Here is a 9,293-nt window from a genome sequence, read left to right as displayed (position 1 = left end):
ATACTAACTTTAAAGGACTGTTAGATAAAATTGCAAAATTGTGCGAAAAATTACCAGTCCCGGTAATTGCTAAAGAAGTTGGCAACGGTATTTCAGGAAAGATGGCCGAGAAATTGCTCGCCGCCGGAGTAAGCGCGATCGACATTGCCGGAGCCGGAGGCACTTCTTGGGCGAAAATAGAAGGACAGCGAGCCACAGATAGCAAGCAGCGCCGGTTGGGTGCAACCTTTGCAGACTGGGGAATCCCGACAGCCGAGTGCGTTGTCAGCACCCGCGCCGCAGCGCCGGATGTTCCCCTGATTGCCTCTGGAGGCTTGCAAAACGGGTTGGATGCAGCCAAGGCGATCGCCCTCGGCGCGGATGTTGCAGGGCTGGCGCGGCCGTTTCTGGAAGCAGCAGCGCAATCGGAATCAGTCGCAGCCCTCCTCGCTGAGGTTTTAATTGCAGAGATTGCCACCGTGATGTTTTGTACGGGCTGCGCTAATTTGGATGAATTGAAACATTCTGGGGTTTTGGAAAGGCTAAGATAGAATGATGTCAGTTGGTCGTTGGCAGTTGGCAGTTGGCAGTTGGCAGTTGGCAGTTGGCAGTTGGCAGTTGGCAGTTGGCAGTTGTTAGTTGGTAGGGGCGGTGCCCCCGTGCCCGCCCTCAGTTGTTAGTCGTTAGTTGGCAGTTGTTAGTCGTTAGTTGGTAGGAACTAACTAATAACCAATAACCAATAACCAATAACCAATAACCAATAACCAATAACCAATAACCAATAACCAATAACCAATAACCAATTATCTAAATGAAAGATTTCCTCAAATATACTTGTGCAAGTTTGCTGGGAACCTTCCTCGGACTGTTGCTTCTCGGCGGCGTCGGATTGGGAGGGCTGGTACTGCTAATTGCTGTCGCGGCATCGTCGTCAAAAGATTCAGGCCCGCAAGTTAAAGATAAGTCTGTAATGGTATTAGACCTTTCTTTAAATATCACTGATAGCAAACCGAACCGCAGCACGAGCGCCGCAATTCAAGGAGTGCTTTCGGACGATTCCGGCGATGCAGTGACGCTGCGGACTGTTTTAGACGCGATCGACTCTGCGAAAAAAGACCCGAAAATCGTGGGAATTTATCTCGAAGGCAGTTCGGATTCCAGCAGCAGCGGGTTTGCTAATCTTAAAGAAGTTCGATCGGCCCTGCAGCGTTTCCGAGATGCCAAAAAACCCATTATTGCTTACGAAATGGACTGGAACGAGCGAGATTATTACCTCGGTTCCGTTGCTAACACAATCGCAGTCAATCCTTACGGCTCTCTAACACTCAACGGTTTTAGCAGTCAAACAATGTTTTGGACTGGTGCTTTGGAGAAATACGGCGTGGGAGTGCAAGTGACTCGCGCCGGCAAATACAAGTCAGCCGTCGAACCGTTTTTGCTCAAAAAAATGAGTCCAGAAAATCGCCAGCAAACTCAAAAATTGCTCGGAGATATTTGGGGAGAATATCTAAAAACTGTCGGCCCAAACCGCAAATTGACTGTGCCGCAACTGCAAGCGGTGGCAGATAATGGCGGAACTTTGATGGCTGACGAAGCTCTCAAAAGCAAGTTAGTTGATAAAGTTGTATATTTCGATCAAATTGCGGCGGAACTCAAAAAACTGACAGGAACTGACGCAGAAGATAAATCTTTCAAGCAAATTAGCTTGAAAAACTACGCGAGAGTTGCTGAGAGTAAAAACTCAACTCGCGCTGACAATAAAAACCAGATTGCTGTGCTTTACGCTGAGGGTGAGATTGTAGACGGGGAAGGCGGCCCGACTCAAGTAGGGGGCGATCGCATTGCTAGAGAATTGCGGAAAATCCGACAAGATGACGGCGTAAAAGCAGTAGTTTTGCGCGTCAACAGTCCCGGAGGCAGCGCCTCGGCGGCGGAAGTTATCGGGCGCGAAGTCGCGCTGACGGGCAAAAATAAGCCTGTTATCGTGTCGATGGGCAATTTAGCAGCTTCCGGCGGCTATTGGATTTCGATGGGTTCGAGCAAAATTTTTGCCGAAGCGAGTACGATTACCGGCTCGATTGGCGTGTTTGGAATGCTGCTCAATGTGGAAAAGTTGGCGGATAACAACGGCGTGAGTTGGGATGTGGTGAAAACCGCCCGCTTTGCCGATGCTAACACGGTTTCCCGCCCGAAAACTCCTCAAGAATTGGCGAATATTCAAAGAATAGTCGATCGCATTTACGATCGATTTATCACCAAAGTCGCCGACTCCCGCAAACTGCCAAAAAACAAAGTGCAAGAAATTGCTCAAGGCAGAGTTTGGTCTGGTACCGCCGCGAAACAGTTGGGTTTAGTCGATGAAATTGGCGGTTTAGAAGACGCTATCAAAGCCGCGGCGAAGCAAGCTAAACTAGGCGACAACTGGCAGTTGGAAGAATATCCCAAAAGCCGCACTTTGGAGGAGCGAATTTTGGAAAGACTTTCAGGTATTCACGTTTTGAAACCAGCCGCCCAACTCGACCCGCTGACTGCTGAAGTTAAGAAAATGCAGGATGAATTGGCTGTTGTCAAGTCAATGAACGACCCGCAAGGCGTTTACGTTCGCTTGCCTTTCAACTTGCGGATTGATTAATACCAATTTCCTAAAGTTATGGTACTACCGAAAGTTTGACTCCCCCCCTTTATAAGGGGGGGTTGGGGGGGGGTAGATATGTAGCGCTATTTTATCAATTTGGTATAATATCAATTCCTCTCTTCATCGTCCTGTATTCATTTCTCTCTGACCTCTCTGTGTTCTCTGTGTTCTAGCGCCGGTTAAATCATTCCGATGCAACCGGAAACGATATAACTTGATTTTTCAGTTGGCTTGGCGCTGACTTCCTCTGTACAGCAGCGCTTTCAACGGCAGATTCCGATCTGAAAAACCCGGTTTCTCGAAGAAACCGGGTTTGTGAATACCCTAAAAATCTGCAGAGTCTGAATTGATAATATTTGTTATGCAGCACGCTGAGTTAACAATCCCCAGATGAAAAGTACCACGATCGCACCGATGACTGCAAAAGCTATACTGGGTAGAGTCAATGCTCCTAATGACGCTCCCCCGCTAGTCCCCACAATGAGTTGACCTAGATAACCTCCGACTAGCGCGCCCACAATTCCTAAACCTGTGGTTGCCAGAAAACCGCCACCTTGGTGACCCGGATAAATGGCTTTGGCGATCGCACCGGCAATCAATCCTAAAACGACCCAAGCAATAATTCCCATTTCTTTTTCTCCTGAATGCTTAACTTATTTTCTGCCTTGTCTTATGTTCTAAGAATAACAACCGACATCGGGCCCTTACCTCTACCGTAAGGAAGAATCGAAAGTGGTAGGATTTCTGATGAATCCTCGGAATTTAAAGATTGGTAATGTGTCAAAAGAGTTAACCCAATTATTTTCGCGAATAAAGATACTTAGACTTCCAGCCAAAGGGAAATAGTCTGATTTGATATTGGGGCTTTGAAGATTTGAGCTGGGAAATGGAAATGACGGATGACTGATGGCGCGGGCAGTACGGGCTTGCAGCAGGATTATTTTTTAAGTTGGTATGGGAGCATATTTTCTGGGAATTTTTGTGTTTTACTGGTAAAAAAAATTACAATGATTCTGTGAAATTAGGAAAGTTGGCGCGCGATGGATCTGACACTGTGTACGATCGTGAAAAATGAAGAGACAACGCTGTCGCGGACTTTGGACAGCGTTAAGGGTGTTGTTGACGAAATGGTGGTGCTGGATACGGGATCGGGCGATCGCACCCGTGAAATTGCCCGCGAATCCGGCGCGAGGGTTTATGACTTTGAATGGTGCGACGACTTCGCAGCAGCCCGCAACGAGTCTCTCAAGCACGCCCGGGGCGACTGGATTTTGGTTTTGGATGCCGATGAGGTTTTGGTACCGGAGATTGTACCTCTTCTCAAGCAGGCCATTAAGAGCGATCGGCTGCTGCTAATCAATCTCGTCCGCCAAGAAATCGGTGCATCTCAATCTCCCTATTCCCTCGTCTCCCGCTTGTTTCGCAACCGCCCCGACATCCGCTTTTCTCGCCCGTACCACGCAATGGTAGACGACAGCGCGGCTGAGATTTTGCAGAGAGAACCAAATTGGCAAATAGCTTCTCTCCCCGATGTAGCGATTTACCACTCTGGCTATCACAAAGATGCGATCGCCGCAAAAAGTAAATTCCAAAAAGCTCAAGCAGCAATGGAACGCTATATAGCTTATTATCCCAACGATGCTTATGCTTGCAGCAAATTGGGCGCGCTTTATGTAGAAAGCGGGCAAATTGGGCGGGGAATTAATTTATTAACCAGAGGCTTGACGAATGCCGCAATAGATGATTCTATTGTTTATGAACTCAACTATCATTTAGGCATTGCCTACCGCCAGCAGCAGCAGTTTGTTAAAGCCAAAGAACACTATCAAGCGGCAATTAATACGAAGGTTTTCCCGGCGCTGAAGTTGGGTGCTTACAATAATTTGGGTAATTTGCTCAAAGATGAAGGAGATTTGCCGGCAGCAGAAAAAGCTTACAAAGCAGCCTTAAAAATAGACCCCAATTTTGCCGCAGGTCACTACAATTTGGGACTGACGCTGAAAGCAGCCGGAAATTTAGCAGATGCGATCGCCTATTACCGACAAGCCATTAAAATCGCTCCCGAACACGCCGAAGCTCATCAAAACTTGGCAGTAGCGCTGCTGAAAATTGGCAAAATGCCAGAGAGTTTAGCAGAATTCAAAAGAGCGATCGCCCTTCACGAACACCGCCGCCCGTTTGAAGCAGAGCGCCTGCGCCGGGGACTGCAAGAAATGGGCTTGATTTAAGCTGGCATATCTACTTTATTAACCAATGATATTCCCGATCGGGCACAGGACTAATGACTAATGACTAATGACTAATGACTGATGACTAATGACAACTAAGAGGGCGGGCCCGCACCATCCACCGCCCCTACTGACTAATGACTAATGACTAATGACTAATGACTGATGACTGATGACTGATGACTGATGACTAATGACTAATGACTAATGACTGATGACTGATGACTAATGACTGATGACTGATGACTAATGACTAATGACTAATGACTAATGACTAATGACTAATGACTAATGACTAACCAGCAAAATCAAGCAATTATCTCCACTTTGCCGCTGTCCAAATCGTAGCGCCCCCCAACAACTTTCAGCTTGCCCGCTTTCACAGCTTCAGCCAAAATAGGCGACGAAGATGTTAACTTCTTGACATTCATTTTCACATTAGCTCTGACTGCATTATCCCACGCATCGCCTTTGTCACCTTTTGTGCTATCAACTGCCGGTTTAATCGCCGCCACCAAAGTCCCAATGTGACCCGGCACAGCCTTCCCATCTAAAGCAGCTTTCACCGCACCGCAGCGTTCGTGACCCAAAATTACTAATAGCGGAACCCCTAATTCTACTACCGCATATTCCATGTTTCCCAAAACCCCATCGTCGAGAAAATTTCCAGCTACTCGGATATCAAATAAATCCCCTAATCCTTGGTCGAAAATAATTTCGGGAGCAACCCGCGAATCCGAACAAGCAAGAATGGTTGCAAACGGATGCTGACCATCTGCTACTTCGACAATTCGCGATCGGGCTTGGTCTGGAAAAGTCCGTTTTTGCTGAATGTAGCGTTGATTCCCCTCCATCAATTTCTTGAGAGCACCCTCGGGACTAATGTCAGAGATGGTCTCTGCTTTTGCCCCCTCGGCTGGTAAAAGCGCTGGTGCAATGCTGGCGGCCAGCATCCCTGCACCAGCCCTCAACATTAAATTGCGTCGCGAAATTATGCTTGTTTTTTCGCTTTCATTCATTGCTGGCAACTCGGTTCAATTTTTTGTATTTTAGTCTAAGACGCACCCCAACAAAGAAACCGGGCTTTTGAACTCTCCCAAGAGGGTTTTCAACAAATATTTTGGTCAAAAACTCGGTTTTTTGGTCGCCCTTGTGTCCGAGACTATATTCTCTACCATAATATTTTTACCGCAAAATCGACCGTAATTATTTGATTTTTCTTTACAAACAGCTCTGGCAGAATTTACAATTCAAAAAAGCTGCCCTTTTTTATTTCATAAAGTCAATAGCAGTCATCGTTCTGTCGGCAGAGGATGCTATAGTGTATCTAAAAAGACAATTATTTATAAATGAATCGAAATGTCTTACGTTGCCAGCATTCATATCTATCCGGTCAAGTCCCTTGGTGGCATAGCAGTCAGTCAAGCCACTATTCTGGCTAGCGGAGCTCTAGAAGGCGATCGAACTTTTGCAATCTGCGACGCAGCAGGAGAATTTATTAACGCTAAACGCAACAGCGGCATCAATTTTCTGCGCTTCTCATTTGACATCAAAAAAAGAATTGCCGGCCTAAAAATTAAAGACACCGAACAAGAAATCTTTTTTCATATAGATAGAGAACGCCCGGAAATAGAATATTGGTTGAGTAGCTACTTCGGTTTCCCCGTCAAATTAATTGAAAACTTGCTGACAGGCTTTCCCGAAAATACCGCAGCACCGGGGCCGAGCATTATCGGTACCCAAACAATTGCCGAAGCTGCATCTTGGTTTCCGAGAGTTTGTGTTAACGAAATGCGGCATCGCTTGCGAGCTAATATTGAAATAGGAGATGTCCCCGGTTTTTGGGAAGACAGACTTTTCCCAGAAGCCGATAAATTTGTCAGGCTTAAAATAGGGACAATAATATTTGAAGCAATTAATCCCCGTGGGCCCTGTCTCCTATCGACGCAAAATTCTGCTGCCAAAAAAGCTTATCCAAATTTTAAAAATGCACTAATAGCCAAGCACAAAGAAATCAGGCCTGACTTGGTAAAACAAGGAGGTTTAAATCACTTTAGTCGGCTGATAGTTAACACGCGAGTGTCACCCCAAGCAACCGGAAAAATAGTACGCATAGGAGATGAAGTTCAAATCGTCAGCGTTACCAAAACCCTATTTAATACCATTCCTGATTAATTGTACCCCACGAGTCTGATTAATCCGGCGGCAGCTCCAAACTAAGCTGACCCAACACGCCAGTTCTAAAATCATTCAACATCTGCCGCGCCGTTCGTTCGACATCTCCTTTATACCTATCTTTTGCTACCTCGTGCAAATAATCTTCACCGTTACTAGATGCTATATCTACTTTATACCTGGATTTTAAACCAGATAATGATATCAAAGAGTCATCAGTTGCCTCAAGCTTTAGGAGCAAATCTATCATAGCCGCGGCTACTACCTGATTGTCGTAAGCTGCTTCGCCAATATCTTCGCAAATAGCTAATTTTAGAGCATTTTCTTGATTGTTAATGCGGGTGGGAATCACTCCGGGAGCGTCCAACAACTCAATTTCGTCCGAAATCCGAATCCATCGGAGCGATCGAGTAACTCCAGCTCTGCGGGCACTGTCTACCACTCTCCGCCCTAACAGCCGATTAATTAAAGCAGATTTTCCGACATTTGGAAAGCCCATTACCACAGCCCGGACAGGACGGGGCAGCATACCCCGATCGAACCTGCGTTTATTTAGCTGCACCCCAGCCTCCTGGACAGCATCGGAAACATCGTGTACTCCTTGCCCGTGTTCGGCATTGGTAAAATAGGCGGTTTCTCCCTGGGACTCAAACCATGTTTCCCACGCCTCGCGGGTTCGAGGCGCAATCATATCCATGCGGTTGACCACCAATACTCGCGCCTTACCGCCCACCCAGCTAGGCATTTGGGGGTGGTAAGTCGCCAATGGAATGCGGGCATCTCTGACTTCGAGCACCACATCTACTCGCTTTAGCTGTTCTTTTAATGCCCGTTCAGCTTTGGCAATGTGACCCGGATACCAGTGAATTTTCATAATACGAAGGAAGAAGGAAGAAGGAAGAGGGAAGAAGGAAGAGGGAAGAGGGAAGAGGGAAGAAGGAAGGGGCTTATTACATAAATCTTTGATCGAGCCAGTCAACCGTAGATGAAAGGCAGATAAATGTAGATAATTTCCTCATTGAAAAGCGACTTTTACAATAAATCTAAGGAATAAATAAGAAGGAACTAACCACAGAGGGCGCAGAGAGCGCAGAGAGCAGAAAGCAGAGGGAAGAAGGAAGAAATCAGGAAAATGGAAAAGGGATCAAGAAAAATGCAATAAGCAATAAGAAAGAGTTGTCTTACTTCTTACTTCTTCCTTCTTCCTTCTTCCCTCTTCCTTCTGTTAAGGCACAATCAAAACTGCACAAGGAGACAGATTGATCACCCGATTGGTAACGCTGTCAGACGCCCCATCATCGGTTAAACCCATGCCGCGACAGCCCATCACAATCAAATCAGCGCCAATTTCGTCAGCCACATCACAAATCGTGAACGGCGGTTTGCCTTCTCGTTCAATGATTTCAGCTTCAATTCCCTGCTGGGAAAACATCGATTGGGCCTCAGAAAGCAGCTTGGCGACTGCTTCGGGCGAACTCATCACCTCTGGCGGCGCGTCGCCCTCCTCGGCTGGGGGCTCGACTACCGACAGAATAACTAAACGAGAAGCGTAGGTTTTCACAATATTGACAACCTTTTCCGCAGCTTCGCGGGCTTCTCGGCTTTGATCTACAGGAAATAAGACAGTCTTGAACATAGTTCGCATTTCCCGGACACGGACTCCGATAAAATGTTTACGTTGAGCCAAATCAGTGCCGTTTGTTTCATCTTCCGTTTTGTGTGCGGGCGCGGTTGAATGCGTCCGAGGCCCCAAGTGCAAGTGACGAGTGCCACCATTTCAACGGAATTAGACAAAAACACAAATATCTAGGAGGTTAATCCTGTGACAAAAAAAACTGTAGCAAATTTATCAGCATCAGACTTATCGGGCAAACGGGTATTGGTGCGGGCGGACTTTAACGTGCCGCTCGACAACGGCAATATCACTGATGATACTCGCATCCGGGCTGCTCTGCCGACTATTCAGGATTTAGCGTCCAAGGGCGCTAAGGTCATTTTGTGCAGTCACTTCGGGCGTCCCAAGGGTGTGACGGAGAAGTTGCGCTTGACTCCGGTTGCTAAGCGGCTGTCGGAATTGTTGGGGAAAGAGGTCAAAAAGACTGACGACTGCATCGGCGATGAAGTGGCTGCTACTGTGGCGGCGATGGCTGATGGCGATGTGGTTTTGCTGGAAAATGTCCGCTTCTATCCCGAAGAAGAAGCAAATGACCCGGAATTTGCCAAGAAGTTAGCTTCTGTGGCCGATTTGTATGTCAATGATGCTTTTGGTACGGCTC

The 9,293-nt window shown here is 46.9% G+C and carries 9 protein-coding genes; 5 read left to right on the top strand and 4 right to left on the bottom strand.

Annotated elements, in window-relative coordinates:
- Together WBA89_RS11405 and sppA are read left to right on the top strand one after the other, a co-directional pair.
- Positions 1 to 530 (top strand): alpha-hydroxy-acid oxidizing protein (locus WBA89_RS11405; protein ID WP_424406435.1); only part of this gene is annotated, 530 nt, incomplete at its 5' end.
- A gap of 260 nt (positions 531 to 790) precedes the next feature.
- A complete protein-coding gene (sppA, locus tag WBA89_RS11400; RefSeq protein ID WP_424406433.1) occupies positions 791 to 2,611 on the top strand; it encodes a signal peptide peptidase SppA in 1,821 nt (606 codons plus the stop codon).
- Positions 2,612 to 2,973: 362 nt separating this feature from the next.
- Here the strand turns inward: sppA and WBA89_RS11395 are convergent, their stop codons facing one another.
- Positions 2,974 to 3,243 (bottom strand): GlsB/YeaQ/YmgE family stress response membrane protein, encoded by a 270-nt coding sequence (locus tag WBA89_RS11395; protein WP_424406431.1) that lies wholly within the window; start codon positions 3,241 to 3,243, stop codon positions 2,974 to 2,976.
- 411 nt (positions 3,244 to 3,654) lie between these two features.
- On the opposite strand from WBA89_RS11395, the gene WBA89_RS11390 reads away from it, so the two are divergent.
- A complete protein-coding gene (locus WBA89_RS11390; RefSeq protein WP_424406429.1) occupies positions 3,655 to 4,842 on the top strand; it encodes a tetratricopeptide repeat protein in 1,188 nt (395 codons plus the stop codon).
- A gap of 308 nt (positions 4,843 to 5,150) precedes the next feature.
- Here the strand turns inward: WBA89_RS11390 and WBA89_RS11385 are convergent, their stop codons facing one another.
- Complete coding sequence (locus tag WBA89_RS11385) at positions 5,151 to 5,861, bottom strand: carbonic anhydrase (RefSeq protein WP_424406427.1); 711 nt, start codon at positions 5,859 to 5,861, stop codon at positions 5,151 to 5,153.
- A 340-nt stretch (positions 5,862 to 6,201) separates the two neighbouring features.
- On the opposite strand from WBA89_RS11385, the gene WBA89_RS11380 reads away from it, so the two are divergent.
- Positions 6,202 to 7,017, top strand: a complete 816-nt coding sequence (locus WBA89_RS11380; protein WP_424406425.1) for an MOSC domain-containing protein — start codon at positions 6,202 to 6,204, stop codon at positions 7,015 to 7,017.
- Between the two features lie 19 nt (positions 7,018 to 7,036).
- On the opposite strand, the gene ylqF is transcribed toward WBA89_RS11380, so the two are convergent.
- Both ylqF and WBA89_RS11370 read right to left on the bottom strand, forming a co-directional pair.
- The gene (gene ylqF / locus WBA89_RS11375) at positions 7,037 to 7,891 is read right to left on the bottom strand and encodes a ribosome biogenesis GTPase YlqF (RefSeq protein WP_424406423.1); all 855 of its coding nucleotides are present in this window, start codon (positions 7,889 to 7,891) and stop codon (positions 7,037 to 7,039) included.
- A gap of 351 nt (positions 7,892 to 8,242) precedes the next feature.
- Positions 8,243 to 8,653, bottom strand: coding sequence for a universal stress protein (locus WBA89_RS11370; RefSeq protein ID WP_424406421.1), 411 nt, complete (start codon positions 8,651 to 8,653; stop codon positions 8,243 to 8,245).
- Between the two features lie 186 nt (positions 8,654 to 8,839).
- Here WBA89_RS11370 and pgk point away from each other — a divergent pair.
- Positions 8,840 to 9,293 (top strand): phosphoglycerate kinase (gene pgk, locus WBA89_RS11365; protein WP_424406419.1); only part of this gene is annotated, 454 nt, incomplete at its 3' end.

The organism is Microcoleus sp. (assembly GCF_049646505.1).
Classification (GTDB): domain Bacteria; phylum Cyanobacteriota; class Cyanobacteriia; order Cyanobacteriales; family Microcoleaceae; genus Microcoleus.
The sequence above is the reverse complement of the archived record's forward strand: the minus strand, read 5'-3'. Positions and strand labels throughout refer to the sequence as shown.

What these genes read in the sequence shown, in the direction of transcription:
- ylqF (WP_424406423.1), bottom strand. Translation starts at nt 7,891, where the DNA reads ATGAAAATTCACTGGTATCCGGGTCACATTGCCAAAGCTGAACGGGCA.
- WBA89_RS11370 (WP_424406421.1), bottom strand. Translation starts at nt 8,653, where the DNA reads ATGTTCAAGACTGTCTTATTTCCTGTAGATCAAAGCCGAGAAGCCCGC.
- sppA (WP_424406433.1), top strand. Translation starts at nt 791, where the DNA reads ATGAAAGATTTCCTCAAATATACTTGTGCAAGTTTGCTGGGAACCTTC.
- WBA89_RS11395 (WP_424406431.1), bottom strand. Translation starts at nt 3,243, where the DNA reads ATGGGAATTATTGCTTGGGTCGTTTTAGGATTGATTGCCGGTGCGATC.
- WBA89_RS11380 (WP_424406425.1), top strand. Translation starts at nt 6,202, where the DNA reads ATGTCTTACGTTGCCAGCATTCATATCTATCCGGTCAAGTCCCTTGGT.
- WBA89_RS11390 (WP_424406429.1), top strand. Translation starts at nt 3,655, where the DNA reads ATGGATCTGACACTGTGTACGATCGTGAAAAATGAAGAGACAACGCTG.
- WBA89_RS11385 (WP_424406427.1), bottom strand. Translation starts at nt 5,861, where the DNA reads ATGAATGAAAGCGAAAAAACAAGCATAATTTCGCGACGCAATTTAATG.